The sequence below is a fragment of the Curtobacterium sp. UNCCL20 genome (genome assembly GCF_900101675.1).
Lineage (GTDB): Bacteria > Actinomycetota > Actinomycetes > Actinomycetales > Microbacteriaceae > Curtobacterium.
In genome coordinates this window covers 1409537-1429559 of the sequence record NZ_FNKG01000001.1, presented here as the reverse complement: position 1 = coordinate 1429559, position 20023 = coordinate 1409537, and the positions used below count along the sequence as shown (strand labels likewise).

The window sequence follows — 20023 nt, the reverse complement described above, 5'->3', positions numbered from 1 at the left end:
TCGCACGGTGCGGCACCGCAGGATGCTGCACCGCACGGTGCGGCACCGCAGGGTGCGGCACCGTCAGGACAAAGGAGACCTTCGTGGCAGACAACAGTGGTCAGGCGAACATCGGGGTCGTCGGCCTCGCAGTCATGGGTTCGAACCTCGCGCGGAACCTCGCGTCGCGAGAGGGCAACACGGTCGCGGTCTACAACCGCACCTACGCCCGCACCGAGGAACTCATGAACGAGCACGGCGACGCCGGGTTCATCGCCTCGGAGGACATCGACGACTTCGTCGTGTCGCTCTCGAAGCCCCGCACGGCGATCATCATGGTGCAGGCCGGCAAGGGCACCGACGCGGTCATCTCGCAGCTCGCCGAGAAGTTCGAACCCGGCGACATCATCGTCGACGGCGGCAACGCGAACTTCCACGACACCATCCGCCGCGAGCACGACCTGCGCGAGAAGGGCCTGAACTTCGTCGGCACCGGCATCTCCGGCGGTGAAGAGGGTGCCCTGAAGGGTCCGTCGATCATGCCCGGCGGGTCGAAGGAAGCCTGGGAGACCCTGGGTCCGATCCTCAAGTCGATCGCCGCGGTCGCCGAGGGCGAGCCCTGTGTGACCCACATCGGCACCGACGGAGCCGGGCACTTCGTGAAGATGGTGCACAACGGCATCGAGTACGCCGACATGCAGCTCATCGCCGAGTCCTACGACCTGCTCCGTCGTGTCGGCGGGCTCTCCGTCGAGGACCTCGTGAAGGTGTTCGACGAGTGGAACAAGGGCGACCTCGAGTCCTACCTGATCGAGATCACCGGTGAGGTCCTCAAGCAGCAGGACGCCGACACCGGCAAGCCGCTCGTCGACGTCATCCGCGACGAAGCCGGCTCGAAGGGCACCGGCGTGTGGACCGTGCAGAACGCGGTCGGCCTGGGGATCCCGGTGTCGGGCATCGGTGAAGCGGTGTTCGCGCGCGCGGTGTCGTCGAAGCCGACGCAGCGCGCCGCCGTGCAGGAGTCGGTGCAGAACCGTCCGTCGATCGCCGAGGTGCCGGACACCTTCGCCGACGACGTCCGCGCCGCGCTGTACGCATCGAAGGTCGTCGCGTACGCGCAGGGCTTCGACCTCATCATCGCCGGAGCCAAGGAGTACGGCTGGGACATCAACCTCGGCAACATCGCGAAGATCTGGCGCGGCGGCTGCATCATCCGCGCCCAGTTCCTCAACCGCATCGTCGAGGCGTACGACAAGAACCCGAAGCTCGAATCGCTGTTGGTGGACCCGTACTTCGCGAACGCGGTCGCCGAGGGCGAAGCGGCATGGCGTCGCATCGTCGGCATTGCAGCCGCGTCCGGGATCCCGGCGCCGGGCTTCTCGTCAGCGCTGTCGTACTTCGACTCGCTCGCATCCGAGCGCCTGCCCGCTGCGCTCCTCCAGGGGCAGCGCGACTTCTTCGGCGCGCACACCTACCAGCGCATCGACAAGGACGGCACGTTCCACACGCTGTGGTCGGACGACGACCGTCGCGAGGTCGAGCAGGAACCCTCGACGCACTGACCGCCGACGACCGCGCGGAGCTGTGGTCGACGACCGAGACTGCGCGACGACAGCGCCAGGGAAGGTCCCGCCGATCGGCGGGGCCTTCCGCCTTGTCGTGCGTGTCTTCCGCCTTGCCGTGTGGGCGTTCGCCTTGTCGTGTGTGCGGTGGGCGGCGGAGCTCCGCTACGCCACGATGCGTTCGCGTGCCAGGTCGGCGACGAGCCGTTCGAGCCGCGGGCCCCGACCGAGCATGCGTCGGGAGCCCGGGGCCGATCGGACGAAGAAGGTCGCCACGGCCGTCGTGTCGTCCGGCCGGACGTAGTGCATCGCGATCGCCCACGACCGGCCGTCGCCCTGCACGTCCTCGAGGCCGACGTGCACCATGCGGCTCCACCGGATCACGAGCAGCCGGGTGGCACGACGCTCCTCGAGTTCCCACAGGGAGGCCTCGGTCGCACCGAAGGCCCACGTGACCCGGTGCCCCAGCGAGACCTCGGGTCGGATCGTCTCGATCGAGGACCGCAGTTCGGCGGTGGGCGCCGCGGGGACGAGCCAGACGGTGGGGTCGATGCGCCGGATCGCCAGGGCGAGCGCTTCGTCCTCGTGGCGGCGTCGCATCGACTGGCCACGCACCACTGCGACGGCGATCACGGCGAAACCGAGTGCGATCGAGACGACCTCAGCGATGCCGAAGAAGGTGAGATCCGCGTCGGGTGACACCGCGACGACGATGACGCGCGCCGTGAGCAGTGCGGCCCAGACCCCGACGATGGCCCAGCGGAGCGCGAGGAAACGCCGGGCGGGTGACATCGGGCGGCGCTCCCGCCGTCGGGCGCGGCTGAAGCGCGGAACTCGATCGGGACGCCTCAGCACACCCCGATCCTCGCACGCCCCGCTCGGGATCGGCTGCCGAGCCCTGGTGAACGCCCGACGAAGCCCCGCGGTGAACGACCGACGATGCTCCTCCACAGGGTCCGGGCCGTCGCCGTCCGTCCACAGTGTGCACCGCTGTCAGCCCACACGCGGCACGGGCGACCTACGCTCAGCCCGTGACCATCGACCACGACACCACTCCGAGGACCCGGCGTCCGGTGCTGTTCGCTGCTGCGTCGGGGCTCGTCGCCGCTGCGGCGTTCTTCGCAGCGGCGGAGCTCGGCGCCCTCGTCCTCGGCGGCGCGGGCAGCCCCCTGGTCGCGGTGGGCTCCGCCGTCATCGACCTCGCACCGCGCGGCGCGAAGGACCTCATGGTCGCGCTCTTCGGCACGGGCGACAAGGTCGCGCTCTTCGTGCTCATGGGCGTGATCGTCGCCGTGGTCAGCGCCGCTGCCGGCGTCCTCGAACGGGCTCGTCCGCCGTTCGGTGCCCTCGTGTTCGCGGTCGGGGGCGTCCTCTCCCTGATCGCGGTGAGCACCCGGTCCGGCAGCGGCACGTTCGACGGTGCTCCCTCGGTCCTCGGGGTCGCCGCCGCAGTGCTCGTACTCCGGACCCTCGCGACGCGGCTCCGGCGGTGGGAAGCCGCCGAGGCGGTCCCGTCGGCCGCACCACGCCCGGCATCGGCCGAACGGCGCGCGTTCCTCACCTGGGGCGTCACGGCGGCTGCGCTCGCGGTCGTCGTGGGCACGGCGTCGAGGCTGGGCTCCTCGGGCATGCAGGCGGCAGCGGCGGTCCGGCGAGCGATCAAGCTCCCGTCCCCGGCGACTGCTGCCCCGGCCGTCCCCACCGGCGCTTCGCTCCACGTCGCCGGGATCACCCCCTACGTCACTCCGAACGCGGACTTCTACCGGATCGACACCGCACTGCGTGTGCCCTCCGTCGACACCGCGGACTGGAAGATCCGCATCCACGGTGCCGTCGACCACGAGGTCGAGCTCACCTGGGACGAGCTGCTCGCCCTGCCACTGGAGGAGCACCACGCCACGCTGAGCTGCGTCTCGAACGAGGTCGGCGGTGACCTGATCGGCAACGCGCTGTGGCTCGGGTACCCGATCCGGAAGCTGCTCGAGCGGGCGTCGCCCCACGACGGCGCGGACATGGTGCTGTCCCGGAGTGTCGACGGGTTCACCGCGGGGACGCCGCTCGACGTGCTGCAGGACGACGGGACCGCGGCACTCCTGGCGGTCGGGATGAACGGTGAGCCGCTGCCGCCCGAGCACGGGTTCCCGGTGCGGATGGTGGTCCCCGGTCTGTTCGGTTACGTGTCGGCGACGAAGTGGGTGATCGAGCTCGAGGTGACCCGGTTCTCGGAGGCGCAGGGCTACTGGACGCCTCGTGGCTGGTCGGAGCGCGGGCCGGTCAAACTCGAGTCCCGCATCGACACACCCCGCGACGGTTCGACGGTGAACGCCGGCTCGACCGTCGCAATCGCCGGGGTCGCGTGGCAGCCCCACACGGGAGTGAAGGGCGTGCAGGTCCGCGTGGGGGACGGCGCGTGGCAGGACGCCACCCTCGCGGACTCCGTGTCCGCGGACACGTGGCGGCAGTGGGTCTACCGCTGGACGCCGAAGAAGGGGTCGCACCGCATCCAGGTGCGTGCGATCAGCGCCGACGGCGAGGTCCAGACCAGCGTCGAGCGGCCACCGGCGCCCGATGGCGCCTCCGGGTGGCACACGGTCGAGGTGCGGGCGTCCTGAGCCTCGGCTCGGCCGGCCCGCCGACGTCGACTCATGGGCGTCAGCCTGCTCGACGTCGGCCTGGAGGCACGTGGGGCCGACGCGTGCACACTCGCGTCCCCGAGTCGGCCGGGCTCGGGCGTCACGCCACCGGTCCGCCACGCGCAGTCAGCACCCCGGTGAGATCGCGTTTCGACGGTGATCCGGCACGTCTTCGCGCGCCGGACTGCGATCTCACCGGATGGGGGACGGGCGCGCGCGCGACGCAGCGCGCGCAGCGCGCACGGCGCGTCGCGCACGGCGCGCAGCGCTCAGGACGGACGGGTCGCCACGACGCAAGTGCCGTCGACTGCGTCGTCGGACTCGACGGTGGCGACGAACCCAGCGGCCTCGAATGCCGCGGCCGAATCGGGAGCCTGCGCCTCCGACACCTCGATGACGACCACCCCGCCCGGCCGTAGCCACGCTCCGGCCTCGGCCGCGATCCGCCGGTGGAGGTCGAGCCCGTCCGCTCCCCCGTCGAGTGCGACACGGTGCTCGTGGTCACGCGCTTCGGACGGCATCATCGCGATGGCCGCTGTCGGCACGTAGGGAGCATTCACCGCGATGACGTCGACGACACCGCGGAACCGATCGGGCAGCGGCGCGAAGAGGTCCCCCGCGACGACGATGCCCCGGTCCCCGATGTTCTCGGCCGCCACGTGCACCGCGTCGGGGTCGACGTCCGATGCGACGAGGTCGAGCGCGCCGACACGACCGAGCAGCGCGACCGAGATCGCACCGGCGCCGCAGCAGAGATCGACGACGCGGTCGTACCGCTGCAGCCGTCGGGCGGCCTGCTCGACGACGACGGTCGTCCGGGCCCGTGGAACGAAGACGCCCGGGCTTACTCGGATCCGGTGCCCGTCGAACGCCGCCCAGCCGAGGACGTACTCCAGCGGCTCGCCACCGAGCCGCCGTTGCACGATCGAGCGCAGCCGCGCAGGGTCACCGTCGCCGGCTTCGAGGAGCAGGTCCGCTTCGTCCTCGGCGAAGACGCTGCCCGCGGCCCGGAGTCGGGCCGCGAGCGCGTCACGTGCGGGTGCGGTCAAGCAGCACCGTCGAACATCGAGGTGACCGACCCGTCGTCGAAGACCTCGTGGATGGCGCGTGCGATGAGCGGAGCGATCGGCAGGACCTCGAGGCGGTCCCAGCGCTTCTCCTCCGGCAGCGGCAGGGTGTCGGTGACGACGACCCGGTCGATGAACTCGCTCTGCAGCAGTTCGGTCGCGGGGTCGGAGAACACGGCGTGCGTCGCGGCGACGACGACGCCGGTGGCACCGGCTTCCTTGAGCGCCTCGGCTGCCTTGGCGATCGTGCGACCCGTGTCGATGAGGTCGTCGACGAGCAGGCACACCCGGCCGGAGACGTCACCGACGATCTCGTGCACGGTGACCTGGTTCGGCACGAGCGGGTCGCGCCGCTTGTGGATGATGGCGAGCGGCGCACCGAGCTTCTCGGACCAGATGTCGGCGACGCGCACGCGGCCCATGTCCGGGGAGACCACGGTGAGCGTCGACGGGTCGAGGATCTGCTGGAAGCGCTGCAGCAGGACGGGCATCGCGAACAGGTGGTCGACGGGGCCGTCGAAGAAGCCCTGGATCTGCGCGGCGTGCAGGTCGACGCTCATGATGCGGTGCGCACCGGCGGCCTTGAACAGGTCGGCGACGAGACGCGCCGAGATCGGCTCACGTCCGCGGCCCTTCTTGTCCTGGCGGGCGTAGGGGTAGAACGGTGCGACGACGGTGATGCGCTTCGCGGAGGCACGCTTCAGGGCGTCGACGATGATGAGCTGCTCCATGAGCCACTCGTTGATCGGTGCGGTGTGCGACTGGATGACGAAGGCGTCACAGCCGCGGACCGACTCGTCGAAGCGGGTGTAGAGCTCCCCGTTCGCGAAGGTCCGTGCGTCCGTCGGGACGAGCTCGACCCCGAGTTCCTCGGCGATCTCGGCCGAGAGCGCCGGGTGTGCGCGTCCCGACACGAGGACGAGTCGTTTCTGGCCGGTCGTTTTGATTCCGGACAAGTGCGGTGCTCACTCCCTGACCCCGTGGGGTCGATGCCGACGACGGGTGGTCGCCGAGTTCTATTCGCCGTTCGCGCGCCGAGCAGCCTCGGCCGCCGGCGAGCCGGGTCGGTGTTCCTCGACCCATCCGTCGGTGTTGCGCTGTGGGGCGTAGCTGATGGCCAGCGACCCGGCCGGTACGTCCTTGCGGACGGTCGTACCCGCGCCGGTGTACGCCCCGTCCCCAATCCTAACCGGGGCGACGAACACGTTGTGCGAGCCTGTACGGACGTTCGACCCGACCTCGGTGCGGTGCTTGTGCACGCCGTCGTAGTTCGCGGTGATCGTGTTGGCTCCGATGTTGGAGTCCTCGCCCACCTCGGCGTCGCCGATGTACGACAGGTGCGGGACCTTGCTGCCCCGGCCGATCGTGGCGTTCTTCGTCTCGACGAAGGTGCCGATCTTCCCCTGGTCGCCGAGGATCGTGCCCGGGCGCAGGTACGCGAAGGGGCCGACCGACGCACCGTCACCGATGACGGCGAGGGTGGCGTCGACCCGGTTCACGACGGCTCCGGCACCGACCTCGGTGTCGCGGAGCGTGGTGTCCGGCCCGACGACCGCGCCGGTGGCGATCGCGGTCGCGCCGATGAGCTGGGTGCCCGGGAGGACCTCGGCGTCGGGTTCGATCGACACGTCGAGGTCGATCCAGGTCGTGGCCGGGTCCTGCACGGTGACGCCGGCGACCTGGTGCCGGCGGACGATCCGGGCGTTGAGTTCTCGGGCGGCGTCGGAGAGCTGCGCGCGGTCGTTGATGCCGGCGACGAGCCACGGGTCGGTCAGGGTCACGACGTCGACGAGGCCACCGCGGTCGGCGATGAGGCTCGGCGCGTCGGTGATGTACTTCTCGCCCTGCGCGTTCGCGGTGGTGAGCGTCGGCAGCACGGCCCGGAGGTGCGCGACGTCGAACGCGTAGATGCCGGCGTTCGCCTCGGTGATGGTCAGCTGCTCGGCGCTGGCGTCCTTGTGCTCGACGACGCCGACGAACGCGCCGGCCGCATCTCGCACGACGCGCCCGAGGCCGGTCGGGTCGGGTGCGATCGCGCTGACGAGGGTGGCGGCGTTGGCGGCACCGAGGTGTGCGTCGACGAGACGACGGAGGGACTCGGCGTCGAGCAGCGGGACGTCGCCGGAGAGCACGACGACGGCACCGTCGAAGTCGGCGGGGAGCGCCTGGACGGCGACCTCGACCGCGCGTCCGGTGCCGGGGACGTCGTCCTGGTCGACGACGATGGCGTCCGGCGCGCGCTCGACGACCTCGGCCGCGACGCGGTCGCGCTCGTGCCGCACGACGACGGCGACGTGCTCCGGGTCGAGGGACGACGCCGTCCGCAGCACGTGGGCGATGAGCGGCAGGCCGGCGAGGCGGTGCAGCACCTTGGGGGTGGACGACTTCATGCGCGTGCCCTGCCCGGCGGCGAGGACGACGACGGCGATCCGCTGGTCGGTCATGGCTCCATCCTGGCGCACGCGACCGCCTGAGGTGCCCCGCACCACGGCCCTGTGCAGAACCACGCGGAGAACCGCAGCTGTGGAGGGACGGCGAGCTGCGCCTCCAGGCCGCACAGCGCCGCACCGCGACGCACCACGCCGGACCGCGCCGCACAGCGCCGCACCGCGACGCACCGCGACGCACCACGCCGGGCCGCGCCGCGACCCGCCGCGGCCCGCGCCACCGTGATCAGCGCGGACCGGCCTCCGCGCGCTCCCGCCGCACGAACGCCATCAGGACCAACCCCGCCACGAGCACCACGACCACGCCGATGATGCCGAACCGCGTCGACCCGCCGATCGTCACCGCGATGCCGAACAGCGCCGGCGCGAGGAACGACGCCGCACGCCCGGTGGTGGCGTAGAGGCCGAAGAGCTCCCCCTCGCGGCCGGGCGTCGCGAGCCGCGCCAGGTACGCCCGCGAGGACGCCTGCACCGGTCCGACGAACACGGCGAGCGTCAGCCCGAGGATCCAGAACCCCGAGGTCGCGTTCCCGATGAGGAACACCCCGAGCCCGGTGACCACGAGTCCGACGAGCGAGACGGTGATGACGGCGCGGGAGCCGAACCGGTCGTCCAGTCGACCGGAGAGGAACGTCGCCACGCCGGCGACCACGTTCGCGGCGATCGCGAACAGGATCACCTGCGACGGGCTGAACCCGAACACCTGGCCGGCGATGATCCCGCCGAACGTGAACACCGCGCCGACGCCGTCGCGGAACACCGCGCTCGCGAGCAGGAACGCGAGCACGTTCCGCCGCTCCCGCCAGAGGCGGGCGATGTCCCGGCCGAGGTCCGCGTAGGCACCGAACACGCCGCTGGTGCGGGCTGGTCCGGGCGGGGCCTCGGACACGGTGACGAACAGCGGGATCGAGCTCACGGCGAGCCAGATCGCCGCGATGCCGATCGCCACACGGACGTCCCACTGCCCGGACGCGACGGTGGCGGGCAACTGCAGGAGCCCGCCGACGCCGGGGACGCCGAAGTCTTGGATGCAGAGCACGAGGAGCAGGACCAGCAGCACGATCCCGCCGAAGTAGCCGGCCGCCCAGCCGATCGCGGACACGCGGCCCTTCTGCTCCCCCGACGCGACCTGGCCGAGCATCGCGTTGTAGCCGACGCTCGCGATCTCGTACGCCACCGTGCCGATGCCGAGCAGTGCGGCGCCGAGCAGCAGGAACGGCTGGCTCGGGGCGACGAAGACCATGCCGCCGATGGACAGTACGATGCCGATGGTCGCCATGAGGACGGACCGCCGACGGTGACCGGACGAGTCGGCGAGGCGGCCGACCGCGGGGGCGACCAGCGCGACGACGATACCGGCGATGGTCAGGGCGGTCGAGACGGCGGCGGCGTTGTGCGCGAGCTCCCGTTCGACGACGGCCTTCGCCTGCGCGGACGAGCCCTCGGCGGCGACGAGGGCCGGGTCGACGAAGGCGCGGCTCGCCAGGTACGTGCTGAACACGAACGTGGTGACGACGGCGTTGAACGCCGCGGACCCCCAGTCCCAGAGCGCCCAGGACACGAGCGCGCGTCGGTCGGTGCGCTGCGGCACTGCAGCCGAGGGTGTCGCCGTCATGCGCGAACCGTAGCGCGTCCGGGTGACGCGGCGGTGCCCCCAGTTGCGGTGCGTCCGCCAGGTGGGCGGGTTCCGGGCGTGGGTCGCGCTGGTCGGCGGTGACGGTCTGCGGGCCTGGAGGCGCGGGGCACGTCCGGCACCGCGCCTCCAGTCCGCCCCTCGGTCACGTCGCGGACGGGACCCCGCCGGGGTAGACGACGGACTTCAGGGACGCCGGGTCGGTGTCGCTCTCGAGCGCCTCACGGACGTCGTCGAGACCGAAGCGTCCCGTGACCAGCGAGTCGAGGTCGACCTGCCCGGACGCGACCAGCTCGATCGCGACCGGCCACGTGTTCGTGTACCGGAAGATGCCGGTGACGGTCACCTCCAGGTTCTGGATGTGCTCGACCGGCAGCGTCATCTCGGAGTTCCCGAGCCCGACGAGCACCGCCGCACCGGCCGGTCCGACGGCCTTGATGCCGTCCGACACCGCGCGCGGCGCACCGCTCGCGTCGATGAACGCGTCGACCGGGACGATGTCGGACGCGACCGACACGACGGTCGGGTCGACGACCTCGGTCGCGCCGTACTGCAGCGCTCGGTCGCGACGCTCCGGGACGAGGTCGCTCACGACGATGCGCGAGGCACCGAACGCCTTCGCGGCCTGTGCGCAGATGATGCCGATCGGACCGGCGCCGGCGATGAGGACCGACGAACCGGGGACGATGCGGGCCTTGCGGACCGCGGCGATGCCGACCGAGAGCGGCTCGAGGAGCGCACCCGCCTCGAACGACACGGTGTCGGGCAGGGTGTGCGCGAACTCGGCTTCGATCGTGACGAACTCGGCGAACGCCCCGTCGATCGGCGGCGTCGCGTAGAAGCGCATGTGCAGGCAGAGGTTGTACCGGCCGGCGAGGCACTGGGCGCACCGGTGGCAGGGGCGCTGCGGTTCGACGGCGACGCGCTCTCCCACGCGGGACTCGTCGACGCCGTCGCCCACGGCGACGATCGTGCCGGAGAGCTCGTGGCCGAGGACGAGCGGTTCCTCGACGACGAAGTCGCCGATGCGGCCGTGCCGGTAGTAGTGCACGTCCGAGCCGCACACGCCGACGGCGGCGACCTGCACGAGGACGTCGCCGGGGTCGACGGCGGGGACCGGGCGGTCCTCGACGGTGAGGTCCTGGGTGCCGAGCAGCACGCTGACGCGCTGACGCTGGATGGAGGTCATGCGGGACTCGCTTCCTCGGCCGCAGCGGCGCGGCCGGACGTGGTGGTGGCCGCAGCAGCGCGACCGGTCGGGGTGGTGACGGCGGAGGCGTCGGTCGGGGTGGGGATGACGGCGCGGCCGGTCGGGGTGGGGATGACGGCGGCGGGGTCGCGGAGGAGGTCGCGGAACGCGATCTCGGCCGCGCCGCGCAGCAGCACGTCGGTGCCGAGCGCTGCCGGCGCGATCCGGAGCCGCTCGGTCATCGCGGACATCGACTGCGCCCGGACCTCGGCCTCGATGCGGTCCCCGACGTGTTCGAGCAGCACGCCGAGGAACCCGCCCAGGACGACGACCTCGGGGTTGACGGTGTGGATCGCGTTGCGGAGTGCGGTGGCGAGGGCGGCGACCTGCCGGTCGACGACCTGCTCGACCTCGGGCCGTCGTTCGGCGAGCACCGCGGCGAGCGCCGCCGGATCGTCCGGGGCGACCCCGGCTGCGGCCACGAGGGCGTCGCGGGAGGCCTCGGTCTCGAGGCACCCGGCGGCACCGCAGTGGCAGCGCACCCCGTTCGCCGCGACGAACGTGTGGCCGAGTTCGCCCGCGTACCCGTCCGCGCCGCTGAGGGGCCGGGCGGCACTGATCACGCCGCCACCGATACCGCTCGCGCCGCCGTTCAGGTAGATGAGGTCGTCGACGCCGCGCCCGCTGCCGTAGAGCCGTTCGGCCCAGGCACCCGTGTTCGCGTCGTTCGTGGCACGGACCGGGAGGCCGGTGCGGGCGGCGAGGGGTCCGGCGACGGGTTCGTCGTGCCAGCCGAGGTGCGGGGCGTAGCGGACGACGCCGTCCTCGACCCGGACGGTGCCGGGGACCGCGACGCCGATGCCGGCGATGCGGGGGCGGCCGGGCGCGTCCGTGTCCGTGTCCGCCTCCGTGCCCGTGGCCGTGCCCATGTCTGTGTCTGTGTCCTTGCCCGTGCCCGTGTCTTTGCCCGTGCCGTGCTGTGCCGTCAGGTCGTCGAGCAGGCCGGCGATCGTCTCGACGGCCTCGGACGCCGTCGGCGGGTGGTCGGAGGCCGCGGTCGCACGTGCCGACACGCTGCCGTCGAGACCGACGAGCGCGACGGTCACCTCGTCCACCTCGACGGTGACCGCGACCGCGACGACGTCGGCGGCGGCGCGGACGATGGGACTCGGGCGGCCGACGGACGAGGCCGCGTCAGCGGTGCCGCTGCCCGCGCTGCCGGCGGTACCGCTGCCCGCGCTGCCGGCGCTGCCGGTGCCCGGCGCGTCCTCCCGCACCAGCCCGAGGGCCACGAGCTCGCCGACGATCGCGAGCGTCGTCGACCGGTTCAGCCCGGTCCGCCGGGTGAGCTCGGCACGGGTGAGCGGTCCGTTCTCGTGCACGAGTCGGAGGACACGCGCGGCGTTGCCCGGCGCCGCCGATGGCTTCACGGCGGCACCGGCGGCGGCACCGGTCCCCGCGGCGGCACCGGCACCGGACGGGCCCGTGCCGCTCACCGGGACCGCGAGAACGCCGCGTCGAACGAGGCCTCCGGCGGCGCGATGGTGCCGAGCTGCCGCACGAACGCGAGCGCCTCCGGGCCACCGACGAGCCGGTCCATCCCGGCGTCCTCCCACTCGACACTGGTCGGGCCGGCGTACCCGATGTGGTTGAGCACGCGGAACACCCGCTCCCACGGCACGTCGCCGTGGCCGGCGGTGACGAAGTCCCACCCGCGGCGCGGGTCACCCCACGGCAGGTGCGAGGACAGCCGACCGTTCCGTCCGTCGAGCTGCTTCACCGACTCCTTGCAGTGCACGTGGTACACCCGGTCGGCGAAGTCGAGCAGGAACGCGGCGGGGTCGAGGTCCTGCCAGACGAAGTGCGACGGGTCGAAGTTGAACCCGAACGCCGGGCGGTCGGCGAAGACGTCGAGCGTCCGACGAGCCGTCCAGTAGTCGTAGGCGATCTCGGACGGGTGCACCTCGAGGGCGAAGCGGACCCCGACCTCCTCGAAGACGTCGAGGATCGGCGACCAGCGGTCGTGGAAGTCCTGGTAGCCGGCGTCGATCATGCCGGGCGGCACGGGTGGGAAGCCGGCGACGGTCTTCCAGATCGAGGAGCCGGAGAAGCCGGTGACCGTGTCGACACCGAGTGCTGCGGCTGCCCGGGCGGTCCACTGGAGTTCCTCGGCGGCACGCTGCCGGACGCCCTCGGGGTCGCCGTCGCCCCAGACGTGCGGCGGGACGATGTCCTCGTGGCGCTGGTCGATGGGGTCGTCGCAGACCGCCTGGCCGACGAGGTGGTTCGCGATGGTCCAGACCTGCAGGCCGTTCCGTTCGAGGATCGCCTTCCGGTCGGCGACGTACTCGGGGTCGGTCGCGGCCCGACGGACGTCGAGGTGGTCGCCCCAGCAGGCGATCTCGAGTCCGTCGTAGCCCCACTCGCCCGCCAGACGTGCGACCTCCTCGAAGGGCAGGTCGGCCCACTGGCCGGTGAACAGGGTGACCGGCCGTGCCGTCTGCGGTCGTGCCGTCTCCGGTCGCGTTCCTTCCGGCCTGGAGGCACGGGTCGTGTCCGTCATGCTGCTTCCTTCCCCTCGTGGCCGGTTCGGCCCGCTCGGCGCCTCACCAGGTCTCCGGTCGCGCCCCGGCCGGCACCGTCGCCGGTCGGTCGACGCGCGAGTCGACGGTCACGACGCGGTGCTCGTGCGCAGCGGTCGCGATCGCCTCCATGATCTCGAGCACGTGGTACGCCAGTTCCCCGGACGCACGGTGTGGGCGGTCGGTCGCGATGGCGTGCGCCATGTCCGCGAGACCGTACCCGCGCCCGGCGTCGGCGTACCCGGCGGTGGTCGGCAGGTCACGCCATTCGCGGTCGTCGGCCGTGGCGATCGACACCGTGTCCGAGAACCGGTTCGGGTCCGGGACACCGAGGGTGCCGGCGGTGCCGTACACCTCGAACAGCGGACTGCGGCTCGCCCAGACCTCGAACGACACGGTGACCGTCGAGACGACCCCGCTCTCGTGCTCGAGGATCGCGACGACGTGGGTGTCGATGTCGACCGGGATCGTCGTGCCCGCAGCCGGGCCGGTGGCGATCGTCCGCTCCCGGGTGGATCGGGTGCCGCTGCCGCTGACCCGGACGACCGGGCCGAAGAACGACACGAGGCTGGTCAGGTAGTACGGCCCCATGTCGAGCAGCGGACCGCCGCCAGGCTGGTAGTAGAACGCGGGTGCCGGGTGCCAGAGCTCGTGCCCCGGAGCACTCCACGAGACCGCCGCCGCGACGGGGGTCCCGATCGCGCCGTCGTCGAGCGCGGCGCGAGCGGTCTGGATGCCCGTCCCGAGCACGGTGTCGGGAGCGCTGCCGACCCGCAGACCGGCACGTTCGGCGAGCTCGAGCACCGGGGCGGCCTCGGCGGTCGACATCGCGAGCGGCTTCTCGCCGTAGACGTGCTTGCCGGCGGCGAGCGCCCGGGTGGCGATGTCGGCGTGCGCGGCCGGGATCGTCAGGTTCAGGACGACGTCGACGTCGTTGGCGGCGAGCAGGTCCTCGACGGAGCTGCCCCGCACCCCCTGCGCGGCGCCGACGGTCCGAGCACGCTCGACGTCGATGTCGGCGACCGCGACGAGCTCGAGGTCGGGCAGGGCCGGGAAGTGTTCGAAGTACTGCTGGCTGATCACGCCGACGCCGATGACGCCGACCCTCATCGGGCTGCCCACAGGAGTCCCCTCTCGATGATCGTGCGGAGTGGTTGCGACTCGACGACCTCGAGCCGGTGTCCGGGTGCCGAGACGAACACGCGTCCCTCGCCCCACTGCCTGGTCCAGATCGCGGGCGCGGTCACCGGTCGGTTCCAGGCGTCGAAGTCGCGGGCCTCCTGCGTGGTGGTGGCCAGGACGTCGTTGTACTCGTCGGAGAGCACCCAGTACTGCTCGGTGACGAGGTCGAAGTCCTCGATGCCCTGCGTGATGGGGTGCGACCGCCCGAGGTCCGAGATGTGGACCGTGTACGGGATGTAGTTGTCGGACTGTTCGCCGACCCGCTCGGACGGGTGCTTGCCGGCGTGGTGCGCGAACTGCCCGCCGATCATGTGGAGGTAGTCCGCGGTGTTCCGGAACGCGTCCGCGATGCCGCCGTGCCACCCCGCGAGACCGGCGCCGTTCAGCACGGCCCGCTGGAGTCCGGCGAACTCGTCGTCCGCGATGGTCGACATCGTGACGATCTGGACGATGAGGTCGACCGAGTCCATGACCGAGGCGTCGGCGTAGACCGCCGTGCCGTCCTCGACCCGGACCTCGAAGCCGTTGTCCCGCAGGAACGGGACGAACAGGTCGGTGGTCTCGACGGGCTGGTGGCCGTCCCAGCCGCCGCGGACGACGAGTGCCTGCCGCGTGGCCATCAGATCACCGTCCAGCTGCTGCCGTCGGCGGCGCTGCGTTCGACGGCGTCGAGCACCCGCTGCACGTGCAGCCCGTCGTCGAAGGACGGCGACGGGTCGGTGCCCGCGACGATCGCCTCGACGAAGTCCTTCACCTCGTGACTGAAGGTGTGCTCGTAGCCGATGAGGTGCCCGGTGGGCCACCACGCCGCCATGTACGGGTGCTCGGGCTCGGTGACGAGGATGCGCTGGAAACCCTGCTCTCCCGCCGGCGCCGTCGCGTCGTAGAGGCGCAGTTCGTTCATCGACTCGAGGTCGAACTGGATCGCGCCGGTGGAGCCGCTGATCTCCAGCGTGAGGCCGTTCTTCCGGCCGGTGGCGTAGCGGGTGGCCTCGAAGGACCCGATCGCACCGTCGGCAGCGCCACCACCGAGCCGCCCCAGGAAGAAGGCCGCGTCGTCGACGGTGACCTTCCCGCGCTCGGTCGAGGCGGTTCCGGAGAGCCCGACGCCGTCGGCCAGCAGCGGGCGTTCGGTCACGAAGGTCTCGAGCGTGCCGGAAACGGTGGTGAGTGCCGCGCCCGTGACGTGCTCGACGAGGTCGATCGCGTGGGCGCCGATGTCACTGAGCGAGCCGGAGCCCGCGAGCGACTTGTCGAGGCGCCACGTCATGGGGCCGTCCTCGTCGGCGAGCCAGTCCTGCAGGTACAGCGCCCGGACCTGCCGGATCGTACCGAGCCGACCGGACTCGACGAGCTGCTTCGCCAGGGCGATCGCCGGCACCCGGCGGTAGCTGAAGCCCACCATCGACCGGACGCCGTTCGCCCGCGCTGCCGTCGCGGCGGCGGTCATCGCCTCGGCCTCGGCGACGGTGTTGGCGAGCGGCTTCTCGCAGAGCACGTGCTTGCCCGCTTCGAGTGCCGCGATCGCGACGTCCACGTGCGACGAACCGGGTGAGCAGATGTCCACCACGTCGATGTCCGGGTCGGTGACCACGGCGCGCCAGTCGGTCGACGCCTCCTGCCAGCCGTACTGCTGCCGGGCAGCCTCGGTCCGGTCCGTGTCCCGCCCGACGATCACCGCCATCTCCGGTTCGACCCCGAGGTCGAAGAACCTGGGGGCGGTGCGCCATGCCTGTGAGTGTGCGGCTCCCATGAAGCCGTGCCCCACCATGGCGACCCGAAGTCGTTCCTGTGCCATCCGCTCGCTCCTTTGCGATCACGTCCTTGCCACAAGCAACACTACCGCTTATGTTGGGCGCGGCAACATTTTGTTTCGACGAAGAACGGTGACCACCATGGCAACGACGCCCACCCGTGCAGACAGGTTCTCCTTCGGTCTCTGGACCATCGGCTACAACGGATCCGACCCCTTCGGCGGACCGACCCGGCCCGCCCTCGACGTGGTCGAGGCGGTCGAGAAGCTCGATGAGCTCGGCGCCTACGGCCTGACCTTCCACGACGACGACCTCTTCGCGTTCGGCTCGACCGACGCCCAGCGGCAGAAGCAGATCGACCGCCTCAAGGGCGCGCTCGAGTCCACCGGCATCGTGGTGCCGATGGTCACGACGAACCTCTTCTCGGCCCCCGTGTTCAAGGACGGCGGCTTCACCTCGAACGACCGGCAGGTCCGCCGGTTCGCGCTCCGCAAGGTGCTCCGCAACATCGACCTCGCCGCCGAGCTCGGCGCGTCGACGTTCGTGATGTGGGGTGGCCGCGAGGGTGCCGAGTACGACAGCGCCAAGGACGTGCAGGCCGCGCTCGAGCGCTACCGCGAGGCCGTCAATCTCCTCGCCCAGTACGTCACCGACAAGGGCTACGGCATCCGGTTCGCCATCGAGCCGAAGCCGAACGAGCCCCGCGGCGACATCCTCCTGCCGACCCTCGGTCACGCGATCGCCTTCACCGAGACGCTCGAGCGTCCGGAGATGTTCGGCATCAACCCCGAGGTCGGCCACGAGCAGATGGCGGGCCTGAACTTCACCGCCGGCATCGCCCAGGCGCTCTACCAGGGCAAGCTCTTCCACATCGACCTCAACGGTCAGCGCGGCATCAAGTACGACCAGGACCTCGTGTTCGGCCACGGCGACCTGCAGAACGCGTTCTCGCTCGTCGACCTGCTCGAGCACGGCGCACCCCAGGGCGGCCCGGCCTACGACGGCCCCCGCCACTTCGACTACAAGCCGAGCCGCACCGAGGACATCACGGGCGTCTGGGACTCCGCCGCAGCGAACATGCGCATGTACCTCCTCCTCAAGGAGCGTGCCGAGGCGTTCCGCGCCGACCCCGAGGTGCAGGCCGCGCTCGAGGCGTCGAAGGTCCCCGAGCTCTCCACGCCGACGCTCAACCCGGGCGAGTCGTACGACGACTTCCTCGCCGACCGCACGGCGTTCGAGGACTTCGACGCCGACGCGTACTTCGGTGGCAAGGGCTTCGGCTTCGTGAAGCTGCAGCAGCTCGCCATCGAGCACCTGATGGGCGCTCGTTGAGCGAGAGCGGACAGCTCGTCGCCGGGGTCGACTCGTCGACCCAGTCCTGCAAGGTGACGATCCGCGACGCCGCGACCGGCGCCGTCGTCCGGGAGGGACGCGCGTCCCACCCGGACGGCACGTCCGTCGACCCCCGCCACTGGTGGGACGCGCTCGGGACCGCCGTCGCGGACGCCGGTGGGCTCGACGACGTCGGCGCGATCGCGGTCGCCGGGCAGCAGCACGGCATGGTCGCGCTCGACGCGGACGGCCGCGTGGTCCGCGACGCCCTGCTCTGGAACGACGTCCGCAGTGCGGACGCCGCAGCGCAGATGGTCGAGGAACTCGGACGGGAGGCATGGGTCGCCCGGACGGGACTGGTGCCGGTCGCGTCGTTCACCGGTACCAAGCTGCGGTGGCTCCGCGACGCGGAGCCGGAGAACGCGGCCCGCGTGGCCGCCGTGGCGCTCCCCCACGACTGGCTGTCCTGGCGACTCCGCGGGTACGGCCCGGCGGACGAGAGCCCGCTCGGCCCGGACCTCGACGCGCTGGCGACCGACGCCTCGGACGCCAGCGGCACCGCGTACTGGGACCCGGTGCGCCGGGACTACGACCCGGAGCTGTTCGAACTCGCACTCGGCCAGCCGATGCGCACGGCCGAGACCGGTGACGACGACGCCGTGGTCGTGCCGCGGGTCGTCGCGCCCGACGAGGCGATGGGCACGCTGTCCACCGACGTCGATCTGCCCGGTGGTGCGGTCGCACGCTCCGGACTCCTCGTCGGCGCCGGACTCGGCGACAACGCCGGGGCAGCGCTCGGCCTCGGACTGGACCCGGGCGACGTCGCGGTGTCCCTCGGCACGAGCGGCACCGTCTTCGGGGTCACCGACGCCGAGGTGCGCGACCCGAGCGGGACCGTGGCGGGCTTCGCCGACGGGAGCGGGTCGCGCCTCCCGATCGTCACGACGCTCAACGCGGCACGCGTGCTCGAGGTGATCGGACGCCTGCTCGGCGCCGACCACGACGAGCTGGGCGAGCTCGCGCTGACGGCGCCCGCGGGTGCCGACGGACTCGTGCTCGTGCCGTACTTCGTCGGTGAGCGCACGCCCAACCGGCCCGACGCTACCGCGTCGCTGCTCGGGATGACCCCGCTGACGACGGACCGCGCGCACCTGGCCCGGGCCGCCTTCGAGGGGATGCTCTGCGCACTGGCCGACGGGCTCGCTGCGGTCGAGGCGACCGGCGTCACCGTGTCACGACTGCTGCTCATCGGCGGCGCCGCGCGCAACGAGGCTGTCCGCGTCGTCGCACCGCAGGTGTTCGGACGCGACGTCCTCGTGCCCGCTCCCGGCGAGTACGTGGCGGCCGGAGCCGCACTCCAGGCCGCCTGGGTCCTGACCGGGACTCTGCCCCGGTGGGACCTGGACACCGTCGTCGTCACCGGCGACGCCCACCCCGAGGTGCTCGAGCAGTACCGCGCCGCCGCGCGCTGACCCGTTCCGCACCCGACACTCCCTGCCCCCGGCGCCGTCCACGACGGTGTCGGGGGCAGGATCGTCCCTGGAGGACACACATGCCATTCACCGACCTGCCCCTCGACGCGCTCCGCACCCACCGAGCGGCCGTGCGCCGACCCGACGACTTCGACGCGTTCTGGGCCGACACCATCACGTCCGCACGCACCGCCGGCGCGGACACCCCACCCGTCCTGGTGCCCGCCGACACCCCCGTGACCGGTCTCGTCATCGAGGACCTGACCTTCCCGGGCTTCGCCGGCGACCCCGTCCGTGCCTGGGTCAACCGTCCGGCTGGGGCGTCCGGCGACCTGCCCGTCGTCGTCGAGTTCCTCGGCTACAACGGCGGCCGTGGGCTGCCCGGCGAGCGCGTCTCGTGGGCCCTGGCCGGGTACGTCCACGTCGTCATGGACACCCGCGGGCAGGGCAGCGGCTGGAGCTCCGGTGGGGACACCCCGGACCCGCACGGTTCCGGTCCGCGCATCGGCGGATGGATGACGAGCGGGATCGACTCCCCCGCCGACCACTACTACCGGCGCGTCTTCACCGACGCGGTCCGCCTCGTCGATGCCGTCCGCACCCTTTACGGTGTCGACCCGACGCGCATCGCCCTCACCGGCGGCAGCCAGGGCGGCGGGATCGCCATCGCCGCCGCGGCCCTCGTCGAGGCGCACGTCGGACCGATCACGGCCGTGCTGCCGGACGTGGCGTTCCTGTGCGCCTGGGAGCAGGGCACCGAGGTCGCCGTGGGCGGCCCGTACCTCGAGCTCGCGACCTACCTGTCAGTGCACCGCGACGCGGTCGACACCGTCTGGGACACAGCGGCCTACTTCGACGGGGTCAACCACGCCGCTGGCATCACCGCCCCCGCGCTGTTCTCCGTCGCGCTCATGGACGACGTGGTGCCACCGCGGACGACCTTCGCGGCCTACAACGCGCTCGGCTCGACCGACAAGGCCATCGAGGTGTACCCGTACAACGGGCACGAGGGCGGGGACTTCCGGCACTGGGAGCGGCAGGTGGCGTTCCTCCGCGAGCGCGGCTGAGCCCACCGCGCCGATGCGCGGGTCGGCCGGGCGCCGCACGTTGGTGCGCGTGCGGTGGGCACTGACGTCGTCGTCCATGGTCCGCTCCTCTCCGAGCGAGGGCGGTGCGGCGGCGGGAGCGTGC

Annotated in this window: 16 protein-coding genes; 5 read left to right on the top strand and 11 right to left on the bottom strand. The window is 72.0% G+C overall.

Translation table 11 applies throughout. The features are described 5' to 3' along the window. Positions 1 to 83 precede the first annotated feature (83 nt). Positions 84 to 1541 carry an NADP-dependent phosphogluconate dehydrogenase gene (gndA, locus tag BLT36_RS07035; protein WP_092093316.1) on the top strand — a complete coding sequence of 486 codons (1458 nt, stop codon included), beginning with the start codon at positions 84 to 86 and terminating at the stop codon, positions 1539 to 1541. Between the two features lie 165 nt (positions 1542 to 1706). Here gndA and BLT36_RS07030 read toward each other — a convergent pair whose 3' ends face one another. After that, the gene (locus BLT36_RS07030) at positions 1707 to 2333 is read right to left on the bottom strand and encodes a hypothetical protein (RefSeq protein ID WP_092093313.1); all 627 of its coding nucleotides are present in this window, start codon (positions 2331 to 2333) and stop codon (positions 1707 to 1709) included. Positions 2334 to 2572: 239 nt separating this feature from the next. Between BLT36_RS07030 and BLT36_RS07025 the strand changes: the two genes are divergently transcribed. Continuing rightward, entirely contained in the window at positions 2573 to 4153 is a 1581-nt protein-coding gene (locus tag BLT36_RS07025) for a molybdopterin-dependent oxidoreductase (protein WP_254787399.1), read from the top strand. A 290-nt stretch (positions 4154 to 4443) separates the two neighbouring features. Here BLT36_RS07025 and BLT36_RS07020 read toward each other — a convergent pair whose 3' ends face one another. The 10 genes from BLT36_RS07020 to BLT36_RS06975 form a co-directional block, all read right to left on the bottom strand. Continuing rightward, positions 4444 to 5223, bottom strand: coding sequence for a putative protein N(5)-glutamine methyltransferase (locus BLT36_RS07020; RefSeq protein WP_092093308.1), 780 nt, complete (start codon positions 5221 to 5223; stop codon positions 4444 to 4446). After that, on the bottom strand, positions 5220 to 6197 hold the full coding sequence (locus BLT36_RS07015) for a ribose-phosphate diphosphokinase (RefSeq protein ID WP_092093306.1): 978 nt from the start codon (positions 6195 to 6197) through the stop codon (positions 5220 to 5222). The genes BLT36_RS07020 and BLT36_RS07015 overlap by 4 nt, the downstream gene beginning before the upstream one ends. A 60-nt stretch (positions 6198 to 6257) precedes the next feature. Then, positions 6258 to 7685, bottom strand: a complete 1428-nt coding sequence (gene glmU, locus BLT36_RS07010) for a bifunctional UDP-N-acetylglucosamine diphosphorylase/glucosamine-1-phosphate N-acetyltransferase GlmU (protein WP_092093303.1) — start codon at positions 7683 to 7685, stop codon at positions 6258 to 6260. Between the two features lie 229 nt (positions 7686 to 7914). Continuing rightward, positions 7915 to 9303: an MFS transporter gene (locus BLT36_RS07005; RefSeq protein WP_092093300.1), complete on the bottom strand. Its 1389-nt coding sequence runs from the start codon at positions 9301 to 9303 to the stop codon at positions 7915 to 7917. A gap of 163 nt (positions 9304 to 9466) precedes the next feature. After that, positions 9467 to 10510, bottom strand: coding sequence for an NAD(P)-dependent alcohol dehydrogenase (locus BLT36_RS07000; RefSeq protein ID WP_092093298.1), 1044 nt, complete (start codon positions 10508 to 10510; stop codon positions 9467 to 9469). Continuing rightward, positions 10507 to 12006 carry an ROK family transcriptional regulator gene (locus BLT36_RS06995; protein WP_254787396.1) on the bottom strand — a complete coding sequence of 500 codons (1500 nt, stop codon included), beginning with the start codon at positions 12004 to 12006 and terminating at the stop codon, positions 10507 to 10509. Before BLT36_RS06995 ends, BLT36_RS07000 begins: the two co-directional genes overlap by 4 nt. Continuing rightward, positions 12003 to 13073 (bottom strand): sugar phosphate isomerase/epimerase family protein, encoded by a 1071-nt coding sequence (locus tag BLT36_RS06990; RefSeq protein WP_254787393.1) that lies wholly within the window; start codon positions 13071 to 13073, stop codon positions 12003 to 12005. Before BLT36_RS06990 ends, BLT36_RS06995 begins: the two co-directional genes overlap by 4 nt. Positions 13074 to 13116: 43 nt before the next feature. Further along, positions 13117 to 14214, bottom strand: a complete 1098-nt coding sequence (locus tag BLT36_RS06985) for a Gfo/Idh/MocA family protein (RefSeq protein WP_092093296.1) — start codon at positions 14212 to 14214, stop codon at positions 13117 to 13119. Further along, positions 14199 to 14897: a ThuA domain-containing protein gene (locus BLT36_RS06980; RefSeq protein ID WP_092094437.1), complete on the bottom strand. Its 699-nt coding sequence runs from the start codon at positions 14895 to 14897 to the stop codon at positions 14199 to 14201. Before BLT36_RS06980 ends, BLT36_RS06985 begins: the two co-directional genes overlap by 16 nt. Continuing rightward, the gene (locus BLT36_RS06975) at positions 14894 to 16072 is read right to left on the bottom strand and encodes a Gfo/Idh/MocA family protein (protein WP_092093293.1); all 1179 of its coding nucleotides are present in this window, start codon (positions 16070 to 16072) and stop codon (positions 14894 to 14896) included. Before BLT36_RS06975 ends, BLT36_RS06980 begins: the two co-directional genes overlap by 4 nt. Before the next feature lie 97 nt (positions 16073 to 16169). On the opposite strand from BLT36_RS06975, the gene xylA reads away from it, so the two are divergent. The 3 genes from xylA (at position 16170) to BLT36_RS06960 (ending at position 19899) form a co-directional block, all read left to right on the top strand. After that, on the top strand, positions 16170 to 17360 hold the full coding sequence (gene xylA / locus BLT36_RS06970; RefSeq protein ID WP_092094435.1) for a xylose isomerase: 1191 nt from the start codon (positions 16170 to 16172) through the stop codon (positions 17358 to 17360). Then, on the top strand, positions 17357 to 18832 hold the full coding sequence (locus BLT36_RS06965; protein WP_092093291.1) for a xylulokinase: 1476 nt from the start codon (positions 17357 to 17359) through the stop codon (positions 18830 to 18832). The genes xylA and BLT36_RS06965 overlap by 4 nt, the downstream gene beginning before the upstream one ends. 80 nt (positions 18833 to 18912) lie before the next feature. After that, positions 18913 to 19899 carry an acetylxylan esterase gene (locus BLT36_RS06960; protein WP_092093288.1) on the top strand — a complete coding sequence of 329 codons (987 nt, stop codon included), beginning with the start codon at positions 18913 to 18915 and terminating at the stop codon, positions 19897 to 19899. The last annotated feature ends 124 nt before the right edge of the window (positions 19900 to 20023 follow it).